This is a genomic window from Nonomuraea sp. NPDC003707, assembly GCF_053587055.1.
Genome location: NZ_JBSFNK010000007.1, coordinates 420,679 through 441,510, shown reverse-complemented (window position 1 = coordinate 441,510; position 20,832 = coordinate 420,679). Strand labels below are relative to the sequence as shown.

At 68.7% G+C, this 20,832-nt stretch carries 21 protein-coding genes and 1 pseudogene; 12 read left to right on the top strand and 10 right to left on the bottom strand.

Translation table 11 applies throughout. The annotated features are described in order from the left end of the window. Positions 1 to 80 precede the first annotated feature (80 nt). The 4 genes from ACWDRB_RS21635 to ACWDRB_RS21620 are packed head-to-tail and all read left to right on the top strand — an operon-like array spanning position 81 to position 3,813. The gene (locus tag ACWDRB_RS21635) at positions 81 to 1,439 is read left to right on the top strand and encodes an extracellular solute-binding protein (RefSeq protein ID WP_449896229.1); all 1,359 of its coding nucleotides are present in this window, start codon (positions 81 to 83) and stop codon (positions 1,437 to 1,439) included. Then, complete coding sequence (locus tag ACWDRB_RS21630; RefSeq protein WP_449896227.1) at positions 1,436 to 2,350, top strand: carbohydrate ABC transporter permease; 915 nt, start codon at positions 1,436 to 1,438, stop codon at positions 2,348 to 2,350. The genes ACWDRB_RS21635 and ACWDRB_RS21630 overlap by 4 nt, the downstream gene beginning before the upstream one ends. Beyond that, positions 2,347 to 3,168, top strand: a complete 822-nt coding sequence (locus ACWDRB_RS21625; RefSeq protein ID WP_350727208.1) for a carbohydrate ABC transporter permease — start codon at positions 2,347 to 2,349, stop codon at positions 3,166 to 3,168. Before ACWDRB_RS21630 ends, ACWDRB_RS21625 begins: the two co-directional genes overlap by 4 nt. A gap of 39 nt (positions 3,169 to 3,207) precedes the next feature. Continuing rightward, positions 3,208 to 3,813 (top strand): VOC family protein, encoded by a 606-nt coding sequence (locus tag ACWDRB_RS21620; RefSeq protein WP_363972061.1) that lies wholly within the window; start codon positions 3,208 to 3,210, stop codon positions 3,811 to 3,813. A gap of 460 nt (positions 3,814 to 4,273) precedes the next feature. Here ACWDRB_RS21620 and ACWDRB_RS21615 read toward each other — a convergent pair whose 3' ends face one another. Continuing rightward, positions 4,274 to 5,941, bottom strand: a complete 1,668-nt coding sequence (locus ACWDRB_RS21615; RefSeq protein WP_449896224.1) for an endo-1,4-beta-xylanase — start codon at positions 5,939 to 5,941, stop codon at positions 4,274 to 4,276. A 208-nt stretch (positions 5,942 to 6,149) separates the two neighbouring features. On the opposite strand from ACWDRB_RS21615, the gene ACWDRB_RS21610 reads away from it, so the two are divergent. The 5 genes from ACWDRB_RS21610 (at position 6,150) to ACWDRB_RS21590 (ending at position 10,814) form a co-directional block, all read left to right on the top strand. Further along, positions 6,150 to 6,656: a cupin domain-containing protein gene (locus ACWDRB_RS21610; RefSeq protein WP_363972064.1), complete on the top strand. Its 507-nt coding sequence runs from the start codon at positions 6,150 to 6,152 to the stop codon at positions 6,654 to 6,656. A gap of 89 nt (positions 6,657 to 6,745) precedes the next feature. Then, entirely contained in the window at positions 6,746 to 8,407 is a 1,662-nt protein-coding gene (locus tag ACWDRB_RS21605; protein ID WP_449896222.1) for a class I adenylate-forming enzyme family protein, read from the top strand. 195 nt (positions 8,408 to 8,602) lie between these two features. Beyond that, positions 8,603 to 9,013, top strand: coding sequence for a hypothetical protein (locus ACWDRB_RS21600; RefSeq protein WP_363972068.1), 411 nt, complete (start codon positions 8,603 to 8,605; stop codon positions 9,011 to 9,013). A 12-nt stretch (positions 9,014 to 9,025) separates the two neighbouring features. Continuing rightward, positions 9,026 to 9,388 (top strand): nuclear transport factor 2 family protein, encoded by a 363-nt coding sequence (locus ACWDRB_RS21595; RefSeq protein ID WP_449896219.1) that lies wholly within the window; start codon positions 9,026 to 9,028, stop codon positions 9,386 to 9,388. A gap of 136 nt (positions 9,389 to 9,524) precedes the next feature. Further along, positions 9,525 to 10,814 carry an MFS transporter gene (locus ACWDRB_RS21590; protein WP_449896217.1) on the top strand — a complete coding sequence of 430 codons (1,290 nt, stop codon included), beginning with the start codon at positions 9,525 to 9,527 and terminating at the stop codon, positions 10,812 to 10,814. Between the two features lies 1 nt (position 10,815). Here ACWDRB_RS21590 and ACWDRB_RS21585 read toward each other — a convergent pair whose 3' ends face one another. After that, complete coding sequence (locus ACWDRB_RS21585) at positions 10,816 to 11,556, bottom strand: metallophosphoesterase family protein (RefSeq protein ID WP_449896215.1); 741 nt, start codon at positions 11,554 to 11,556, stop codon at positions 10,816 to 10,818. 81 nt (positions 11,557 to 11,637) lie between these two features. Here ACWDRB_RS21585 and ACWDRB_RS21580 point away from each other — a divergent pair, with 81 nt between their 5' ends. Next, positions 11,638 to 12,240, top strand: a complete 603-nt coding sequence (locus ACWDRB_RS21580) for a Uma2 family endonuclease (protein ID WP_350727200.1) — start codon at positions 11,638 to 11,640, stop codon at positions 12,238 to 12,240. A gap of 6 nt (positions 12,241 to 12,246) precedes the next feature. Here ACWDRB_RS21580 and ACWDRB_RS21575 read toward each other — a convergent pair whose 3' ends face one another. Further along, positions 12,247 to 12,480: a hypothetical protein gene (locus ACWDRB_RS21575; protein WP_449896212.1), complete on the bottom strand. Its 234-nt coding sequence runs from the start codon at positions 12,478 to 12,480 to the stop codon at positions 12,247 to 12,249. Between the two features lie 24 nt (positions 12,481 to 12,504). On the opposite strand from ACWDRB_RS21575, the gene ACWDRB_RS21570 reads away from it, so the two are divergent. Further along, complete coding sequence (locus ACWDRB_RS21570) at positions 12,505 to 13,104, top strand: Uma2 family endonuclease (RefSeq protein ID WP_449896210.1); 600 nt, start codon at positions 12,505 to 12,507, stop codon at positions 13,102 to 13,104. 43 nt (positions 13,105 to 13,147) lie between these two features. Here the strand turns inward: ACWDRB_RS21570 and ACWDRB_RS21565 are convergent, their stop codons facing one another. From ACWDRB_RS21565 to infC, 7 genes are all read right to left on the bottom strand, one after another. Next, positions 13,148 to 15,703 carry a phenylalanine--tRNA ligase subunit beta gene (locus tag ACWDRB_RS21565; RefSeq protein WP_449896208.1) on the bottom strand — a complete coding sequence of 852 codons (2,556 nt, stop codon included), beginning with the start codon at positions 15,701 to 15,703 and terminating at the stop codon, positions 13,148 to 13,150. Next, the gene (gene pheS / locus ACWDRB_RS21560) at positions 15,703 to 16,752 is read right to left on the bottom strand and encodes a phenylalanine--tRNA ligase subunit alpha (RefSeq protein WP_355198588.1); all 1,050 of its coding nucleotides are present in this window, start codon (positions 16,750 to 16,752) and stop codon (positions 15,703 to 15,705) included. The genes ACWDRB_RS21565 and pheS overlap by 1 nt, the downstream gene beginning before the upstream one ends. Positions 16,753 to 16,882: 130 nt before the next feature. Then, entirely contained in the window at positions 16,883 to 17,974 is a 1,092-nt protein-coding gene (locus ACWDRB_RS21555; protein WP_449896206.1) for an ATP-binding protein, read from the bottom strand. 50 nt (positions 17,975 to 18,024) lie between these two features. Continuing rightward, positions 18,025 to 18,828, bottom strand: coding sequence for a TrmH family RNA methyltransferase (locus ACWDRB_RS21550; protein ID WP_355198475.1), 804 nt, complete (start codon positions 18,826 to 18,828; stop codon positions 18,025 to 18,027). A gap of 206 nt (positions 18,829 to 19,034) precedes the next feature. After that, on the bottom strand, positions 19,035 to 19,418 hold the full coding sequence (gene rplT / locus ACWDRB_RS21545; protein WP_185077087.1) for a 50S ribosomal protein L20: 384 nt from the start codon (positions 19,416 to 19,418) through the stop codon (positions 19,035 to 19,037). A 24-nt stretch (positions 19,419 to 19,442) separates the two neighbouring features. Further along, positions 19,443 to 19,637 carry a 50S ribosomal protein L35 gene (rpmI, locus tag ACWDRB_RS21540; protein ID WP_103958467.1) on the bottom strand — a complete coding sequence of 65 codons (195 nt, stop codon included), beginning with the start codon at positions 19,635 to 19,637 and terminating at the stop codon, positions 19,443 to 19,445. Positions 19,638 to 19,762: 125 nt separating this feature from the next. After that, positions 19,763 to 20,407, bottom strand: a complete 645-nt coding sequence (gene infC, locus ACWDRB_RS21535) for a translation initiation factor IF-3 (RefSeq protein WP_449896203.1) — start codon at positions 20,405 to 20,407, stop codon at positions 19,763 to 19,765. On the opposite strand from infC, the pseudogene ACWDRB_RS21530 reads away from it, so the two are divergent. Continuing rightward, positions 20,331 to 20,783 (top strand): annotated as a pseudogene (locus tag ACWDRB_RS21530) (type II toxin-antitoxin system Phd/YefM family antitoxin); the annotation flags it as partial. The gene infC and the pseudogene ACWDRB_RS21530 overlap by 77 nt on opposite strands. Positions 20,784 to 20,832: the final 49 nt, after the last annotated feature.

Here is a 20,832-nt window from a genome sequence, read left to right as displayed (position 1 = left end):
ATGTCACCACAGAGTGTTGACTTAGTAAATCAAATAGATTTACGTTCTCCGCAAACCCAAGGAAACACGGGGAGCGCGTGATGAAACGTACGCTGGCCGGTTCTCTCCTCCTTCTCCTGACCGCCGTCGCCGGGTGCGGCGGCGGCACCCCGCAGAACGACTCAGGCGCCAAGGAACTCGAGGTCCTCTACAAGGTCGAGACGACGTGGCCGTACCTGGAGAAGATGCTCGCCGCCGCGAAGCAGCAGTACGAGTCCGCCCATCCGGGCGTCAAGATCAAGCTCACGGCCGTCCAGGGCAACAACGAGGCGTACTACACGAAGCTGGCGCTGCTCAACCGCTCCCCCGACTCGGCCCCGGACCTCTACTACCACGACACGTTCCAGGTCAACGCGGACGTCGCGGCCGGCAAGCTGGCCCCGCTCGACGACTACCTGGCCAAGTGGCCCGACTGGAGCACCCAGTTCCCCGACTCGGTCAAGCAGGCCGCCAAGGGCGGCGACGGCAAGATCTACGGCGTGCCGATCAGCACGGACACGCGCGGCCTCTGGTACCAGAAGGACGTCTTCGCCAAGGCCGGCCTGCCGGTCCCGTGGGAGCCGAAGACCTGGAACGACGTGCTGACGGCGGCCCGCACGATCAAGCAGAAGCTGCCCGGCGTCGTCCCGTTCAGCATGTACGCCACGAAGATCCACGGCGAGGCGTCGACCATGCAGGGCTTTGAGATGCTCCTGTACGGCACGCCGGGCGGCACCCTCTACGACGACGCGCAGAAGAAATGGGTGGCCGGCGGCAAGAACTTCACCGACGCCCTGACCTTCGTCAACACCGTCTTCCGGGAGGAGCTGGGCCCGAAGCAGGCCGACGCCCACAACGCCAAGCTCGGCGACAAGGTGACCATGGAGTGGTTCCCCGAGGCCAAGCTCGGCATCTCCCTCGACGGGGCCTGGGCGAGCTCGGCCTGGAGGCCCACCGGGACCAAGCCGTGGCCCGAGTGGACGGAGAAGATCGGCTGGACGCCCATGCCGACGCAGAACGGCGAGGCGCCGGGCGCGGTCAGCATGTCGGGCGGCTGGGTCATGGCGATGAGCGCGTACACCAAGCACAAGCAGGAGGCGTTCGACTTCATCACCACGGCCACGAACAAGGAGAACTCGATGGCCTACTCGGTCGGCACGGGCGACCTGGCCGCCCGCAAGGACGTGGCCGCCGACCCGAAGTACAGCGCCGACAACCCGAGCGTCAAGTTCTGGACCGACCTGGCCTCCGTCACCCACTACCGGCCCGCGTACGAGGTGTACCCGAAGGTGTCCACCCAGGTCCAGGAGGCCATGGAGGCGGTCGTGACCGGCTCGCGGACCCCTGAGGAGGCCACCGCGAACTACGCCAAGGCGCTCCCGGCCGCGGTCGGCGGACCCGACAAGGTCATGTCGCGATGACGATCGTCACCGCCCCACCTCCGCCCGTGACGAGCCGCCCGGTACGCGGCTCGTCACGGCGGAACGCCATGCGCTGGCTCCTGCCCCTGGGCCCCGCCCTGGTCCTGCTCGCGCTCTTTCTGGCGGGGCCGATCCTGTGGAGCGTCTACATAGCCTTCACCAACGAGACGTTGACGGGCTCGGCTTCGGTTCACTCGCGGTTCGTCGGCGTGGCCAACTTCGTCAAGCTCTTCGGCGACCCGAACTTCCTGAACTCGTTCCTCCTGACGTTCGTCTTCGTCATCGGCTCGGCGGTCATCGGCCAGAACACCCTCGGCCTGATCATCGCGCTTCTCCAGCGCGGCCGCGGCCGGGTGACCCGCAGCGTCGTCAACGGCGTGGTGATCGCCGCCTGGGTGGTGCCGGAGGTCGTGGCCGCGGCCTGCTGGTTCTCGTTCCTGGCCGAGGAGGGCACGCTCAACAGGGTCCTGGGCCTCTCCCAGGAGTGGCTCTACACGGCCCCGATGCTGGCGGTGATCCTGGCGAACATCTGGCGCGGCACGGCCTTCTCCATGCTCGTCTACTCGGCCGCGCTCTCCGAGGTGCCCGCCGACCTGGTGGAGGCCGCCGCCGTGGACGGCGCGGGCCCCGGTCGCCGGCTCCTGCACATCACGCTGCCGCTGATCCGCCGCTCCATCATGGCCAACCTCATGCTGATCACGCTGCAGACCCTGGCCAGCTTCGGCCTCATCTACGCCCTGACGGGCGGCGGCCCGGGCACGGACAGCCAGACGACGCCGCTGTACATGTACGAGCAGGCGTTCCGCTACTTCGAGATCGGCTACGGCTCGGCGATCGCGCTGGTCATGCTGGTGATCGGCGCGCTGTTCTCGCTGGTCTACCTGCGCCTGATCAAGGTGGAGGACTCATGACGAGGCTCGCCGGCCGCGCCGCCGCCCTGCTCTCGCTGGCGCTGATCACGCTGGCCTTCCTGGGCCCGTTCCTCTGGGTCCTGCTCGCCTCGGTCCAGTCCGAGGCGAGCCTGGCCGCCAAGCCGACGCTCTCCTTCTCGCTGGACAACTTCAAGGCCGTCCTGACCTGGGACACGATCATCCTGCCCCTGATCAACTCGATCGTCATCTCGGGCTCGACGGCGGTGCTGACGGTCCTGGTGGCGGGGCTGGCCGCGTACCCGCTGTCGCGCTACCAGCTCCGCTACCGCCGCCACTTCATGCTGAGCCTCCTGTTCACCACGGGCCTGCCGGTGACGGCGATCCTCGTGCCGGTCTACGCGATGTTCTTCCGCTTCAACCTGTACGGCTCCGTGCCGGCCATGGTGCTGTTCCTGACGGCGAGCTCGCTGCCGTTCTCGATCTGGATGATGAAGAACTTCATGGACGGCGTGCCGGTGAACCTGGAGGAGGCCGCCTGGGTGGACGGGGCCGGCTGGCTCCGCTCGCTGACGACGGTGGTGGGCCCGCTGATGGCCCCGGGGATAGCCGTGGTGGCCATCTTCGTCTTCGTCGGCCAGTGGGGGAACTTCTTCGCCCCCTTCGTCCTGCTGGACACCCCGGAGAAACAGCCGGCGGCGGTCACCGTCTACACGTTCTTCTCCCAGTACGGGCAGGTGGCCTACGGCCAGCTGGCCGCCTTCTCGATCCTCTACACGGCGCCGGCGGTGGTCCTCTACGTGGCCGTCAACAAATACCTGGCCAGTTCCTTCAGCTTCGCCGGCTCGGTGAAGGGCTGACGGCTTACCAGAGGTAGTTGAAAGGCGTACGGTTGACGCATGGCTGCGACCCCGGACACCGTGCACTGGCGCGGCGTGCACCACCTCGCCCTGGTGACCGCGGACATGGACGCCACCGTGCGATTCTGGCACGGCGTGCTCGACGCCCGCCTCGTCACCACCCTCGCCGTCCCCGCGTTCAAGCACTACTTCTTCGAGGTGGCGCCGGGTAACACCGTCGCCTTCTTCGAGTACACCGACCAGCCGCTCGACAGCTTCGCCAAGCCCGCCGGCGTGCCCTACCCCAAGGCGGCGCAGTTCGACCACCTGTCGCTGCACCTGCCGGACGAGGACGCGCTCAACCGGCTGCGCGACCGGCTCAAGGCGCACGGCTGCGAGGTCACCGACGTCATCGACCACGGGTTCCTGCGGTCCATCTACTTCAGCGACCCGAACGGGATCGCGCTCGAGGCCTCCTGGTGGACCGTCGATCCGACCGGCCGGCCGGTGGACTACTCCGACGAGCGCCTGTTCGCCGACCCCGACCCGGTCCCCGCCGTACGGGAGCTGCGGGAGGAGGGGCGGCTGCGGCGGACGGTGGCCACGCGCCTGGTGGACGGCATCGTCGAGGACCTCAGGCGCGAGGGGATCACGCTGGATCCTTGAGCTTCACGAAGGCATCACGTGGGGAAGGTCGACGCTTGACCTGCCCCACGTTAGCCTGACCTCAGTTCGCATGTATGCCACTACATGCGGCGGCCGTTTAGTCGATCATGGCTGTGGTAGCGCCGATCGCTATGACAACGGCGGCAAGTATGACGAGAAACCGTACGGTCCGGGGTGTTGACTTGATCGCATCCCGGACTATGCGTCCGAGCTCTTGCACGATCGTGGTCCCAAAGCCCGATGGATCGCACATCGCAGGTTTCACCTCCCCCCCAAATCGGGCCCCTGACCTGCACCGTCCCTCCTTTCTTAATCTTGGTTCCACGGTGCATGAGGGTCTCCCAATCTGCAAGTAGGCTTCACGTGGTTCTCCGAGTGTGAAAGTAAATTTCAGTCCACAGGCGCGCCACGACCTGCCGGTCAGAAAACCGGCAGGTCGTGAAGGCCCGGGAGATCGGGCCTATGCGCAGGTGTAGCCGGAGGGCGTCTGCGTGTTGCCGCTCGGCCGGCTGACCTGGAAACCGAAGGTGGTACTGGCGTTCGGGGCCAGGTTGCCGTTGTAGGCGAGGTTCTTGGCGGTGACGGTCTGCCCGCTGACGGTGAGGGTCGCGTTCCACGAGCCGGTCAGCGTGTGCCCGGCGGGCAGGGTGAAGGTGACGGTCCAGCCGGTGATGGCGGAGGTCCCGGTGTTGGTGACGGTCACGGGCTGGACGACGTACCCGGTGGCCCACTGGGTCTGCACGGTCCCGGCGGCCGTGCAGCCACCGCCGCCGCCGGGGCCGGCCGTGGTGGTGAAGGTGCCGAGGGCGGAGTTCGCCGAGACGTTCCCTGCCCCGTCGCGGGCCCGGACGTACACCTGGTACTGGGTCGAGGGGCTGAGCCCGGTGAGCGAGATCGAGTTGGTCGTGGACTGGCCGAGGAGCTGGTCGGTCGCGCCCTGCTCGCGGTAGACGTCGTACCCGGCGAGCCCGCTCCCGCCGCTGTCGGTCGAGGCGGTCCAGGTGAGCGAGGCCGAGTTCGAGGTGACGCTGCCCGCCGAGGGCGTGCCCGGCGTGGTCGGCGGGGTGGGGTCGGTGGTCGTGCCGCCGGCCAGCGCGTCGTGCACGGCGGTGTACGACGGCTTCTGCTGGTAGCTCTCGTCGTAGATCAGGGCCGCACCCTGCCCGGAGAACGTGTCGGGCACCCAGGAGTACTTGTCGGTGAAGCCCCAGATCGTCACGCCGGCGCAGGCGGTCACGGCCAGGCAGGCGTTGACGACGTTGCGGTAGTAGGTGGCCTGCGTGGCGTCCTTGGTGGCGTCCCTGGGCATCACCATGCGCACGTCCAGCTCGGTGATGCGGACCTGGACGCCGAGGGCGGCGAAGCGCTGGAGGTTCTGCTGGAAGTCGTTCGGGAAGCCGTACTGGATCGCGAGGTGCGTCTGGAAGCCGACGCAGTCGACGGGCACGCCCTGCTGGCGCAGCGACGAGACCAGGTTGTAGATCGCGGTGCTCTTGGCGTTGATCCCCTCGGTGTTGTAGTCGTTGATGCACAGCCGGGCGTCGGGGTCGGCGGCGCGGGCGGCCCGGAAGGCGTCGGCGATGTAGCTCTGGCCCAGCGTGTTGTACCAGAACGACGTGCGCAGGTTGCCGCTGTCGTCGAAGACCTCGTTGACCACGTCCCAGGAGACGACGGTCGGGTTGCCGGCGTAGTGGCCGACGACCTGGCTGATGTGGTTCTGCATGGCGCTGCGCATGGCGGTGGCGCTCAGGCCCTGCACCCAGCCTGGGGTCTGGTTGTGCCAGACGAGCGTGTGGCCGTGGACCTGCTGGTTGTTCTGGGTGGCGAAGTTGACGATGGCGTCGGCGCCGGAGAAGTTGAACTGACCCTGGCTGGGCTCGGTCGAGTCCCACTTCATCGCGTTCTCGGCGGTGACCTGGCTGAACTCGGTGGCGGCGATGTTGCGGTAGGCGCTCTCGTTGGCGAGCGGGCCGGTCGCGAGCGCCGCCCCGATGAACTTGCCCTTGGCCGCCGCGTGGGTGCGTAAGGGCGCGGAGGCGTGGGCCGGGCCGGCCGGCAGGAGGAAGGCTGCGAGCATCCCCACGAGGGCGAGGAGGACTCTGACGGGCGAGGACGAATGCACGGACATCTACCTCCGAAAGCTTTCGATCCCGGTGGATCGCATCGAAGACGGTATTGACATGCGAGATGAGGGTCAATGCCAGCTTCGTACGGCCACTAAACAAGCAGCTGAACGATAGAAATTATCGGAAAAGAAATGAAACTTTCATGAGCCTTGCCCCCGCCGGGGCCCTCAGGAACATTGGTAGCAATCACCCTCATAGAAGGGCAGACCAATGGCAGACGGGCTCGTCTTACCCCCCGGCGCCGGGCAGTCGCTCGGGTCCATGGGGATGACGCTGAAGGTCGGGGCGGAGCACTCGAAGACCTGGTCGGTGTTCGAGAACACGATCGCACCGGGCTTCGACGTCGGCGCCCATTTCCACCACCACGCCGAGGAGCTGTTCTACATCCTCGACGGCGAGCTGGACCTGCTGGCCTTCCAGCCGCGGGAGATCACCGGCGAGCCCTGGCAGACGTGGGAGTCGGAGGGCGGCGCCCGGACGGTGCGCGGCGGCCCCGGCAGCCTCATGTACGTGCCCGCGGGCTGCCCCCACGCCTTCGCCAACCCAGGCGCCACGCCCACCCGGATGCTCTTCATCGTCACCCCGGCGGGCCATGAGCACTACCTGCGCGAGCTGGGCGAACTGCTGTCCCGTCCGGGGCCGCCCGACCAGGCCGCCGTCATCGAGCTGCGGACCCGGTACGACATCCAGCAACTGTCCCCCATCGGCCTCGGCTGAGCCCGTTTGCGGCGAGCTAGCGCAACGTACCTACCGGTCGGTACTGTGATTTATCCAGAACAATCGTCCACTAGCCGGGAGTTCGGTGTATGTCCCTTTCGCACGCCCAGGTCGTGGCCCAGCTCACCGGACCCGGTCAGCTGTTCGAGATCGAGGAGATCGGCGACACCGGGATACGCACCTGGAAGCACGCACCCACCCACTTCCGCGCGCTGCTGGAGATGAGCCGCTTCCACGGCGAGAAGGTCTTCCTCGTGTACGAGGACGAGCACATCACGTTCGAGGACCATTTCCGCCGCGCGGCCACCCTCGCCAACCGCCTGGTCGAGGACTACGGGGTGCGGAAGGGCGACCGGGTGGGCGTGGCCATGCGCAACTACCCCGAATGGGTCGTCGCGCTGTCGGCCGCGCTGGCGGCGGGGGCCGTCGCCGTACCGCTCAATGCCTGGTGGACGGAGGCCGAGCTGGCCTACGGCGTGCGGGACTCCGGAGCCAAGGTGCTGATCGCGGACGGCGAGCGCGCCGCCCGGCTCGCCGCGACGGGCGTGCCCCTGATCGTCGCCCGAGGCGAGGTCCCGGAGGGCGCGCGCGGCTTCGACGAGGTGCTGGGCGAGGTCGCCGCCGACGTCACGCTCCCCGCCGTCGAGCTGGCCCCCGAGGACCCCGCCACGATCTTCTACACCTCCGGCACGACCGGCAGCCCCAAGGGGGCGCTGGGCAGCCACCGTAACCTGGGCCAGTCCCCCATGACCGTCGCCTTCGGCCTCATGCGGGCGGTGGCCATGGCGGGCAAGGACGTCGCGGCCGCGGCCGGCACCCGCCGGGTCACGCTCCTGACCGTCCCCCTGTTCCACGTCACGGGCTGCTTCTCCGCCCTGACCACCACGATGTTCGCCGGCGGCGGCCTCGTGCTCATGTACAAGTGGGACCCCGAGCAGGCGCTGCGGCTGATCGAGCGGGAGCGCGTGACCGCCATGATCGGCGTGCCCACGAACGCCTGGCAGCTCATGTCCCACCCCGACTTCGGCACGTACGACCTGTCGTCCCTGACCACCCTCGGGTACGGCGGCGCCCCCGCCCCGCCCAAGCTCCTGGAGCGCATCACCCACAACCTCCCCAACCGCGCCCCCTCCAACGGCTACGGCATGACCGAGACGACCGCCCTGGCCATCGGCAACGGCGGTGCCGACTACCAGGCCAAGCCCGACAGCATCGGCCTGCCCTCGCCCGTCGTGGACGTGCGCGTGGTCGACCCCATGGGCGCCGAACTGCCGCCCGGCGAGGTGGGCGAGCTGTGCGTACGCGGCCCGAACGTCATCCTGGGCTACTGGAACAAGCCGGAGGCGACGGCGGAGACGTTCGTGCACGGCTGGCTGCACACCGGCGACCTGGCCAAGATCGACGAAGAGGGCTTCGTCTACATCGTGGACCGGGCCAAGGACATGGTGATCAGGGGCGGCGAGAACGTCTACTGCGCCGAGGTGGAGGCGGCCCTGTTCGAGCACCCGGCGGTCGACGACGCCGCCGTGATCGGGGTGCCGCACGAGGAGCTCGGGGAGGAGGTCGGCGCGGTCATCCGCCTGGCGCCCGGCACCTCGGTCGCCACCGAGGACCTCCAGTCGTTCCTCAAGGACCGGATCGCCAAGTTCAAGATCCCGGCGCACATCTGGTTCCGGGAGGGCGAGCTGCCCCGCAACCCCGGCGGCAAGATCCTCAAGACCCACCTGCGCAGGGAGATCCTGGGCGCGTAACCCCGCTCTTTCCGGCCTCCCGGCACCTTGCTTTCGCCGGGAGGCTTTCGCGTGACCACCGTCACAATATGAGCGTTACTGCAGGTGGAACGGGCTTCCGACCGTCCCCTTTACGTGGCGGGTAATCGCGCCCCCTACGTGGCGGCTGACATCTTTCAGGTGTCGCGAAAAACCGCCACCAAGGGAGCCCGAGACATGAGCACCGCCCTGACCATCACCGCCGACCGGATGAAGTTCCTGCGCCTCGCGCTGGCCGCCGACGCCGTCGTCACCGGCGGCAACGGGCTGGTCTACCTCGCCTTCGCCGGCCCCGTGAGCGACCTGCTCGGCCCCGGCGCGGCCCTGCTGCGCGGCATCGGCGTCTTCCTGCTGGTGTACGGCGCCGCCGTCGGCCTCCTCGCCACCCGCCGCGCCATCAGCCCCGCCGCCACCAGGGCCGTGATCGCCCTGAACATCGTCTGGACCCTCGGCAGCGTCGCCGCCGTCGTCACCGGCGCCGCCGATCTCACCACGATCGGCGCCATCTGGACCATCGCCCAGGCCCTGGTGGTCGGCGTGTTCGCCGAACTCCAGATCGTCGGCCTTCGCAAGACCCGCAACAACTGACAAGCAGAAGGAATGACCATCATGAACCTCATCGAGCGCTACGTCGCCGCCTGGAACGAGACCGACGCCGACGCCCGCGCCAAGGCCGTGGCCGAGCTGTGGACCGAGGACGGCACGTACACCGACCCCCTGGCCGACGTGAAGGGCCACGACGCGATCGCCGCGGTGATCGCGGGCGCCCAGGGCATGTTCCCCGGCCTGGTGTTCACCCCGGGCGAGGTGTACGACGCCCACCACCACATCGCCCGCTTCACCTGGCACCTCGGCCCGGAGGGCGGGGAGGCGGTCGCGGTCGGGTTCGACGTGGTGGAGCTGGCCGAAGACGGGCGGATCCGCACGGTCCTCGGCTTCCTCGACAAGGTCCCCGCCGCCTGACCCTCTTTCCACCGAAGGCTCCCGCTCCTCGCGGGAGCCTTCCGCATGCCCGCCCACTCCCCCCACACCAAAACCAGCCACCACCCGCCGAAAACGATTTGCCCCGATCATCACCCGAGCCGGAAAATTGACGCTCGTGCTGCCCACCGGACTGAAGCGCCTCCTGCGTCACTTCACCATCGACCTGAGCCCCCTGCGCGACTCCCGCGACTACCGCCTCCTCTTCGCCTCCGGCGTCATCACGATGTTCGGCACGTTCATCACCATGGTCGCGGTGCCGTACCAGATGAAGGAGCTGACGGGCTCCTACCTGGCGGTCGGCCTGGTGAGCCTGGCGGAGTTCGTCCCGATGGTGGTGTGCGGCCTGTGGGGCGGCGCGATCGCCGACGCGCTCGACCGCCGCAAGATCATCGTCCTGAGCGAGCTGGGCCTCCTGGTCACCACGGGCGCGCTCACGGTCAACGCGATGCTCCCCAACCCCCAGGTCTGGGTCCTGTACGTGATGGGCGCCATCTCCACGGGCATCTCCTGCCTGCAGCGTCCCAGCCTGGAGGCCGTGTTCCAGCAGGTGGTCAAGCACGAGCAGCAGGGCGCGGCGGCGGTGCTGTCGAGCATGCGCTGGAACTTCGGCGCCATCGTCGCCCCGGCGCTGGGCGGCCTGCTGGTGACCGCCTTCGGCCCGGCGGCGGCGTACGGCATCGACACGCTGAGCTTCGTGGTGTCGATGGCGCTGCTGTGGCGGATCAGGTCGCTGCCGGCGGCCGAGGACGCCGCCCCCGCGTCGCTGAAGTCGCTGGCCGAGGGCATGCGGTACGCGGTGCACCGCCCCGACCTGATGGGCACGTACCTGGTGGACATCGCGGCCATGGTGTTCGCGATGGGGACGTCGCTCTTCCCGTTCCTGGCCGACGAGCTGCACTCCCCGCAGGCGCTGGGGCTGCTGTACTCGGCGGGGGCGGTGGGCGCGCTGGCCGCCTCGATCACCGGCAGCTGGGCGGCCCGCGTACACCGCCAGGGCCTGGGCGTGATCATCGCGGCCGCCCTCTGGGGCGTGGCGATCGCCGCGTCGGCGCTGGCCCCCAACGTCTGGATGCTGTTCGTCTGCCTCGCCTTCGCGGGCGCCGCCGACATGATCAGCGGCATCTTCCGCATGACGATGTGGAACCAGACGATCCCGCCGGAGCTGCGCGGGCGGCTGGCCGGGATCGAACTCCTGTCGTACGCGTCCGGCCCGATGCTGGGCAACGCCCGCGCCAGCCTGATGGCCAACTTCGGCGGCACCCGCTTCTCCCTCGGCGCGGGCGGCCTGCTGTGCGTGGGCGCCGTGCTCGGCCTGGCCGCCGCGCTCCCTGCGTTCCGCACGTACGACGCCAGGACCGACGACCACGCCCTGGCGGAGAAGCTCCGCAGGGAGGCCGCCGTCTAGGTCACCGATTTTCCGCCTTGGCGAACACCCGCAGCGCCTCGGCGTCGGAGTGGACGTTCGTCACGTAGTCGGCCACCCACTCCTCGATCCCGCCGAACCCGCTCTCCCGCACCAGCCGCTCCCCCACCAGGGCGGCGTCGAGCGGGGTCCGGCGCAGGGTCACGGCGCCGGTGTCGCCGTCCAGCAGCGCCCAATGCGCCCCGCTCTGCCCGTACGGCATGCCGACCGACCCGGGGTTCACGACCAGCACCCGATCGGCCAGCCGTACGAAGGGCATGTGCGTGTTGCCCAGCACCACGGTGCCGGCGCCCTCCCCGGCCAGCACCTCGGCCCACCGCTCCAGCGAGCTGTCCACGAGGATCATCTCCTCGTCGCTGCGCGGCGTCGCGTGCACGAACAACGTGGTCCCCAGCCGCCCCAGCTCGACCACCTGCCGATCGGGCAACCCGGCCAGCAGCTCGACCTGATCCTCCCGCAGCTGCCCGGCCGCCCACTGGGACACGGGATAGGGGCTGGCCTTCCCGCGCACCGCCTCCACCAGCTCCCTGTCGGCGTTCCCGTTGACCCACACCGCCCGCTCCCCCAGCGAGACGAGCACGTCCAGCGTCTGCACCGGCATCGGCCCGGCGGCCATGTCCCCGGTCAAGGCGACCACATCGGCCCCGGCCACCTCGGGCTCGGCCAGCACGGCCTCGAGCGCGGGCAACACCCCATGAATGTCGGACAACACGGCGATACGCATACATCCACTCTCCCCCAAGGATCGTGCTGTGTATGCATGCATTCACAGGGCGTGAGCGCATTAGATTGGTAGCGTTGGACCATGACTGCCGAAGCGGTGATCGTTAAGATGACGTATCCCTCGCTGCCCGACTGGGTGTTTCCTCCACCTGGAGGGTTTGTCGCCGAAGCTCTCGATCACATTCCGGATTTGCCTGCGCACACAGAGTTGATTGATGGAAGCTTGGTCTTCGTGAGCCCCCAAGGAGCCTTCCACATGCGCGTCGTCTCGTTCCTCGAGAACGAGCTGCGCCGTGCGGCAGCGCCAGATCTACGTGTGCGTCGCGAGATGACCATTATTCTCGGCCCCACCCAGCGCCCGGAGCCCGACCTCACGGTCGTCAGGGCCGATGCCGTGCACGACGACGAGACCTTCTACCAGGCTCGAGATGTGATCCTCGCCGTAGAGGTCGTCTCCCCCGAGTCCAAGGACCGCGACCGTCACCGCAAACCGCAGCTCTACGCTGAAGCCGCGATTCAACACTTCTGGCGGATCGAGAAGAACTCCGGCAAGCCCGTGGTCTACGTCTATGAACTGGACCCCGCCACCAGTTCCTATACGCTCACCGGCATCCATCACGAATGCCTCAAACTATCCGTCCCCTTCGATCTGGCCATCGACCTCACCGAGATCGACCGGCTCTGAGCCGCCTCAGCCCACCTCCCGCCACCCTTCATACCGCTCCACCAGCTCATCCACCTTGGCCAGCGCCCCCTCGTCCAGCCCTTCGACGACGACCAGCCACTGCGCGTCCTCGGCGTCGTCCTCCCCGGCCAGCGTCTCCCGCACCACCCGCGGCACCCCGAGCGCCGGGAACCACTCCCCGAGCGTCTCCGCGACCTCCTCGGCGTCATCCCGCTCGGCGAACACCAGCAGATGCTTCATCTTCCTCCTCCCACCTTGCGAGTGATGCTCATGATGCCGCCTTCAACATCGCTTCCCAAGTGGGTCATCCCGCCGCCGAAAGGCTTCGTAGCTGAAGACCTCGATCACATCCCGGATTTGCCCGCACACACAGAGTTGATCGATGGAAACCTGGTCTTCGCAAGTCCGCAACGACGCTTCCATCAGCTGGTCATCCACCGGCTGCATGTCGAGCTGGAGGGTCTCGTGCCGACCGAGCATGAAGTCGTCCAGAGGATGAGCGTCAAGCTAGCCCCCCGGCAGCGTCCAGAGCCTGACCTCTTCGTCCTGGGGCCCGACGCCCTGATCGGCCCTGACGTCACGTGTTTCCACGCCGAGGACGTGGTCCTTGCTGTTGAAGTGGTCTCACCCGACTCAGAGGTGCGCGACAGAAAACGCAAACCCGTCCTCTACGCAGAGGCGGGGATCCCTCATTTCTGGCTGATCGAGGAGATCAACGGCAAGCCGGTCGTCCACGTCTACTCACTCGATCCCGTCACAGAGGCCTACGTCACCACCGGCGTCCACTACGACAGGCTGAAGATCCCGGTCCCCTTCGACATCGACATCGACCTCACCAAGCTGTGCAAGAGCAGAACGCGATAGGGGCCGAAACGGCGGCGTTCCGCCGTACCGGCCCCTTCCCAGCTCAGGAGCTACGGAGCTGAGCGCCCACGCGGTCGGTCGCCATGGCCACCGCCGCGTCGCGCGCCGCCGTGGTCTCCTCCACCGTCAGCGTCCGGTCCGCGGCACGGAAGCGCATCGTGTAGGCGAGCGACTTGTTCCCCTCGCCCACCTGCTCCCCCGCATAGACGTCGAACAGCCGGATCGACTCCAGCAGCTCCCCGGCTCCGTCGCGCAGGGCGGCCTCCACGTCGGCCACCGGCGTGAAGTCGGGCACGATCAGCGCGACGTCCTGCGTGGCCACCGGGTAGGCCGACACCGACGGCGTCTGAACGGGACCCGGCATGGCGGACTCCAGGCGTGACAGCTCCAGCTCCATGGCCGAGGTGCGCGGCGGCAGCCCGTACGCCTCGATGACGCGCGGGTGCAGCTCGCCGGCGTGCCCCACCAGCGTGTCGCCCACGTAGAGGGCGGCGCACCGGCCGGGGTGCCAGGGCTCGTGCTGGTCGGCGCTGATGGACAGCTCCAGCCGCGCCTCGCCCGCGACCAGCCGCGCGGCCTGCACCGCGTCGGCCCAGGAGGCGGTGCGACCGCTGCCCCACCAGCCGGACCGCTCGAACTCGCCGGCCAGCACCACCGCGACCCGTACCGGCTGGTCGGGCAGCGCCGCCTCGATCGAGGCCAGCTCCTCGGCGGTCGGCCGGCGCTCGACCCCGAGCGCCGGCGCCACCTCAGGAGCGCCCTCGCGCGGCCGGTAGACCGGCCCCATCTCGAACAGCGCCACGTCCGAGAACCCGCGCCCGGCGTTGCGTACCAGGGTCTTGAGCAGACCCGGCAGCAGCGTCGTGCGCATCAGCGGCTCATCCTCCGACATCGGGTTGGCCAGCCGCATGGCACGGCGGCGCGCGTCGTCGGCGGGCAACAGCAGCCGGTCGAAGTCGTCGGGGCTGATGAACGGGTAGCTGAGCACCTCGACGTAGCCGCCCTCGGCCAGCGCCCGGCCGGCCCGGCGGCGCAGCCGCTGGCCCTCGGTGAGCCCGGCCCCGGCGGGGGCGGAAGGCAGCACCGACGGCAGGCTCTCGTAGCCCTCCAGCCGGATGACCTCTTCGGCCAGGTCGTTGGGGTCGGTGAGGTCGGGACGCCACGACGGCGGCGTCACCGTGATCATGTCGTCGCCGGTGACGGCCAGCTTGGCCGCCAGAGCGCCGCCGGTCACGACCCCCGTCGGGTCGACGCCGCCCTGACGCACGGCCGGGTCGTCGCCGTCGACCACGACGCAGCCGACCTGCTGCAGCCGGGAGACGACGGTCTCCTTGGAGTAGGGGACGCCGGCCACGGTGCCCGGATAGCTCGACGGGATCGCGATGCGCGCGGGCGACACCTCGACCTCGGCGTGCGTGACCCCGGGCTGGATGCTTGCGCCACCCAGCTCGGCCAGCAACTGCACGGCCCGCCACGAGGCGACGAGGGGCAGCTCCCGGTCGACGCCGCGTTCGAACCGCTTGGACGACTCCGACACCAGCCCGTTCCTGCGCGACTCGCGCGAGATGCCGGTCGCGGAGAAGTGGGCGGCCTCGATGACGATGTCGGTCGAGGCGTCGGAGATCTCCGTCTCCAGCCCGCCCATGGTGCCGGCCATCGAAATCGGCCCCGACTGGTCGGTGATCAGGATGTCGTCGGGGTCGAGCTCGCGTACGACGTGGTCGAGCGTCTCGAGCCGCTCGCCCGCGACGGCGCGGCGCACGACGATCTCGCCGCGCAGCTTGCCGCGGTCGAACGCGTGCAGCGGCTGCCCGAGCTCCAGCATCAGGTAGTTGGTGATGTCGACGGCCAGCGACACCGATCGCATGCCGGCGCGCGTGAGGCGGATCCGCATCCAGAGCGGGCTCTGGGCGGCAGGGTCGAAGCCGGTGACCTCGCGCAGCACGAACCTGTCGCACGCGGTCGGGTCGGCGATCGACGCCGGCCACGCCGTGCCGGTCTCGGTGGGCAGCTCGACGTCGGCGGGGTCGCGGAACGCCACCCCGAACCCGGTCGCCACCTCGCGGGCCACGCCCCTGATCGACAGCGCATAGCCGATGTCGGGCGTGATCTCCAGCTCGATCACGTCGTCGCGCAGGCCGAGCAGCTCGACCACGTCGGTGCCGATCGGGGTGTCGGCCGGCAGCACCATGATGCCGCCGTGGTCGTCGCTCAGCCCGAGCTCGCGCTCAGAGCAGATCATGCCCTCCGACATGCGCCCGTACGTCTTGCGCGCCCCGACCTCGAACCCGCCGGGCAGCACGCCGCCGGGCAGCACGACGGGCACGCGGTCGCCGGCGACGAAGTTGGTGGCGCCGCAGACGATCTCGCGCGGCGTCGCCTCACCGGTCTCGACCTTGCAGTGCCGGATCGGCTTCTTGAAGCCGGACAGCTCCTCGATCACGAGCACCTCGCCGACGACGACGTTCTTGACGTCGTGGCCGTGCGAGCTGATCGACTCGAGCTTGAGCCCGGCGGCCGTGAGCTTGTCGGCCACCTCGTGGGCGGTGACCGCCGGGAGATCGACATACTCCCGCAGCCAGGAAAGCGGGACCTTCATCAGATCTCCATTCCGAACGGGAGCGTGAAGCGCACGTCTCCCTCGACCATGTCACGCATGTCCTCGGCGTTGTGGCGGAACATCAGCGTCCGCTCGATGCCCATGCCGAACGCGAACCCGGAGTACCGCGACGGATCGACCCCGCAGGCGATGAGCACGCGCGGGTTGACCATGCCGCAGCCGCCCCACTCGATCCAGCCCTCCGACTTGCAGGTGCGGCAGGGCGGGTTGCCGGGGATCGCCGAGCTGCCGCGGCAGACGAAACACTTGAGGTCCATCTCGGCGGACGGCTCGGTGAACGGGAAGTAGTTGGGCCGGAAGCGGGTCGTGATGCCCTTGCCGAACATCACCTCCGCGAACCGGTCGAGCGTGCCCTTGAGGTGGGCCATCGTCAGGCCCTCGTCCACGGCCAGCCCCTCGGTCTGGTGGAAGACCGGGGTGTGGGTCGCGTCGAGCTCGTCGGTGCGGAACGTCTTGCCAGGCGAGATCACGTAGACCGGCAGGTCGCGCTGGAGCAGCGCGCGGATCTGCACCGGCGAGGTCTGCGTGCGCAGCACCATGCCGGAGTCGGCATGGCCCGGCGCTGCCACGTAGAACGTGTCGTGCTCCGAGCGGGCCGGGTGGTCCTTGGCGATGTTGAGCGCGTCGAAGTTGAACCACTCGCCTTCGAGCTCGGGGCCCTCGGCCACTTCGTAGCCCATGGCGACGAACGCGTCGGCGATGCGCTCCTGCAGCGTGGTCAGCGGGTGGCGGGCGCCGCGCGGCCGCCGGTCCCACGGCAGGGTGACGTCGACGGTCTCCTCGACGAGCACCCGCGCGTCGCGCTCGGCCTCGAGCTCGGCCTGGCGGGCGGCAAGCGCTTCGTTGATCGCCCTACGGGCGGTGCCGACGCGCTTGCCGGCCTCGGCGCGGGCGGCGGGCGGCAGGGCGCCGATCTCGCGGTTGGCCAGAGCGATGGGCGAGCGGTCGCCCGCGTGCGCCAGCCGGGCCTGCTTGAGTGCGTCGAGGCTGTCGGCCGCCTTGATCGCCGCGATGGCGTCGGCCTCCATGCGGGACACCTCGTCGGCATGCAACGGTGTCACCTCGACGGGGTCGTAGTCAGACAAGAGTGAGCTCCGTATCCAGGGCTTGAGCGGAAAAGAGTCTAGTGGGGCCCGCCCACCGGGGCCGACTCGATCGCTAAGGGGTGGCGAAGTCGGGCGTGCCGGTGGGCACGGCAAATCGGAACTCCGCCCCGCCCTCGGGCGCCCGCTGCACGGTGATCGTGCCGCCGTGCGCCTCGACCAGGCCCTTGACGATGAAGAGGCCGAGCCCGGTGCCACCGCGCCGACGGCTGTTGCCGCCTCGCCAGAACTGCCTGAAGACGCGCGGAGCCAGCTCGGGCTCGATGCCCTCGCCCTCATCGCGCACCGACACGGCAACTCCCCATCCGACGGACTCGATCTCAATTGTCACAGTGCCGCGCCCGTGGCGCAGCGCGTTTTCCACCAGGTTACCCAGGATCTGGTCGATCTTGTCCTGGTCGAGCCACATCTCCGGCAGGTCGTCGCCGACGATCAGGCGAAAACGCCCCTCGGTCTCGCCCGCCGCGACCCGGCCCGCGATGAGCCTGCGCACCCTGGCGGGGACGTCGACGACCTGGCGGCGCACCTCCAGCCGCCCCGACTCGATGCGCGAGACGTCGAGCAGCTCGGTGATGAGCCTGGTGACGCGGTCGGCGTCGTTGTTGACGGTCTCGAGCATGACGCGCTTCTGCTCGTCGGTGAAGCGCTCCCACTTGGCCAGCATGGTCGCGGTGAAGCCCTTGACGCTGGTCAGCGGCGAGCGCAGCTCGTGGGCCACGGTCGAGACCAGGTCGGCGCGGCTGCGCTCCAGCCGGGCGCGGGCGCCGCCGTCGCGCAGGGTGATCGTGACGCGCTCGACCTCGCCGCCGCGCTCCGGCTCGCGTACGAGCCTGGCCGCGACATACAGCTCCTGGCCGCCGGGCAGGTGCAGCGGCCGCTCCGGCGCCCTGCTCCTGATGCGCATCCCGCCCTCGGGGTCGAGCGCCTTCCACCAGTCGCGCCCGTCGTGGTCGCGGAACGGGAACACGTCGTTCATGTGCCTGCCGACCGCGCGCTCCATGGGAACGCCGGTGAGCCGGGCGGCGGCCCGATTTACGGCCAGCACGCAGCCGTCACGGTCGGTCACGATGAGGCCGTCGGGAAGGTCGTCGATGGCTATCGTGCACGCGGCGGCCACAACTCGCCCGTCGGTGTCTGCGCCGTGCACGACCTCGCCCCCTCCGCCTACAACGCCGACAATAGCGGGTTTCCCGCCGCCTAGGGCACTCGCTGAGCCCTAGCCGAGGAGTAAAGGCATACCGCCGCGGCGGTGGCCAGGTTCAGGCTTTCCGCCTGTCCGTAGATGGGCACTCTGACCACATCGTCGGCCTCAGCCAGTACGTCCTCCGGCAGTCCCCAGGCTTCGTTGCCGAAGATCCACGCGGTGGGTCCGCTAAGATCAACATCGTCGAGCGTGTGCTTACCCGTGCCGTCGGCCGCCAGCACGCGCAAACCCCGCTCCTTGAGTTGACGCACGGCGGCGCTCACCGGTGCACCGATGACGACGGGCAAGTGGAACAGGCTGCCGACGCTGGCGCGTACACACTTGCCGTTGTACGGGTCGACGGAGGCGTCGGTGAAGATCACCGCGTCGGCGCCGGCGGCGTCGGCCGCCCGCATGACGGTGCCGGCGTTGCCCGGGTCGCGCACATGGGCGAGCACGGCGACCAGGCGCGGCTGCTCCGCCAGCGCCTTGTCCAGGGGCACGTGTACGAGCGTGCAGACGGCCACCAGCCCCTGTGGGGTCACGGTCTGTGACAGCTCCGACATGACCTCGCCGCTGGCCCGGTGCACGGGCACGCCCTTCAGACGGGCCTCGGTGATCAGCTCGGGGTGGCGCAGCTCGGCCTCGGCGGTGCTGAACAGCTCCAGCGTCACGCCGTCGAGCTTGAGCGCCTCGCGCACCGCCTGCGGCCCTTCGGCCAGGAACCTGCGGTCCTGCTCCCTGAAGGCCCGCTTGGTGAGCCGCCTGGCCGCCTTCACCCGCGGCGACTTCACGTTGGTCAGCTCGGACCCGGCCATGCTCTCTCCCTGTCCCACACAGCTACGTCGCTCACGGCGACGTCCCACACGGCAGCGTCCCTCACGGAACGTCCCCCACCACGACGCCCCTCGTGGCAGCGCCCCACACCTGGACGCCCCTCGTGGCAGCGCCCCACACAGCAACAAAGGGCCCACCGTCATCGGTGGGCCCCTCGATTAAGACGAGCGCCTCAGCTCGCGGCTTTTCAGCTCGCGGCCGGAGCGTTCACGTTCGCCGGAAGCGCCTTCTTGGCGGCCTCGACGAGCGTGGCGAAGGTCTGGCTGTCATTGACCGCGAGGTCGGCCAGGATCTTGCGGTCGACCTCGACGCCGGCCAGGCGCAGACCCTGGATCAGGCGGTTGTAGGTCATGCCGTTCTGGCGGGCGGCGGCGTTGATCCGCTGGATCCACAGACGGCGGAAGGTGCCCTTGCGGTCCTTGCGGTCCCGGTAGGCGTACGTCATCGAGTGGAGCATCTGCTCCTTGGCCTTGCGGTACAGACGCGACCGCTGGCCACGGTAACCGCTCGCCCTCTCGAGGACGACCCTGCGCTTCTTCTTGGCGTTGAGCGCCCGCTTCACGCGTGCCATGTTTCTTCTCCCCGGGGAATCGCGCTACTTAGCGAGCAGCTTCTTGATCTTCTTGGAATCGGCGTCGGAAAGGACGACCTCGTTCTTGAGACGGCGCGTCAGCGTGGACGACTTCCACTCGTTGTAGTGCGCGCGGTTGGCACGGCGACGCTTGATCTTGCCGGTGCCGGTAATCCGGAACCGCTTCTTCGCACCGCTGTGCGTCTTCATCTTCGGCATGTCGCCGTCTCTCCTCGTTTCGGTCGTGCCACGGGCCGGGCCGGTGCTGGGCCGACCCGGTCGCGGCATCTTCGTCTGCTGGTGGCTGAATCGGGGCGCTCTGTAAGGCTAACCCCAACCGCGGGTCATCCTTCCTGTAGGGAAGTGTCCTCGCTGCCACGCTGTGCCTTGGCTGCGGCCTTTTCGGCCTTGGCCTCAGCCTTCTTCTTATGCGGACCGATCACCATGATCATGTTACGGCCGTCCTGCTTGGCGTGGGACTCCACGAAACCGAGCTCCTGGACGTCGTCCGCGAGCCGCTGCAGAAGCCGGAAACCCAACTCCGGCCGGGACTGCTCGCGACCACGGAACATGATCGTGACTTTGACCTTGTCTCCTGCCTTGAGGAACCGCACCACGTGACCCTTCTTGGTCTCGTAGTCGTGCGGGTCGATCTTCGGCCGGAGCTTGATCTCCTTGATGATCGTGTGCGCCTGATTCTTGCGCGCCTCGCGCGCCTTCATCGCGGACTCGTACTTGAACTTGCCGTAGTCCATGAGCTTGCACACGGGCGGTCGAGCCGTGGCCGCGACCTCGACGAGGTCGAGGTCGGCCTCCTGGGCGAGCTTCAGGGCGTCGTGAATCGAGACGATGCCTACCTGCTCGCCGTTCGGGCCCACGAGGCGAACCTCGGGAACTCGGATACGCTCGTTGATGCGGGGCTCAGTGCTGATGGGGCCTCCTAGGTTTGCGATCCCTACGTGCTCGTCGTGCCGGGAGCTCCTCGCCAACGCGAAAAGCCCCGCACGTCGCGCATGCGGGGCCACTGAGCTCTTCGGCTTTCGTGGCCTTGAGCTCCCCGGAGTAGTCCGGCGTGATCCTGGACCCGGCCACCTTTCCGGTGACGCAGGTGGGAGGGAGACCTCCGCTTGCGCGTCCAGCAATGGCATGCCGGACCGATCAGAGAGCTACATTACCACAACGACCAGAGGCTCTCGAATCATCCCCGCTGGCCCGGCCCCTGCACCGATCCAGACAGAAGCGACCAGATGGCAGCTGCAAGAGGCCAAACAGCGCTTCAGTGAAGTCGTCAGGAAGGCTCACGACGAGGGGCCGCAGATCGTCACGAAGCACGGCAAGGACGTGGTGGTGATCCTCGACATGGAGGAGCACCGCCGGCTCAAGGGCAGGCGGCCGGACTTCAAGGAGTTCGCTG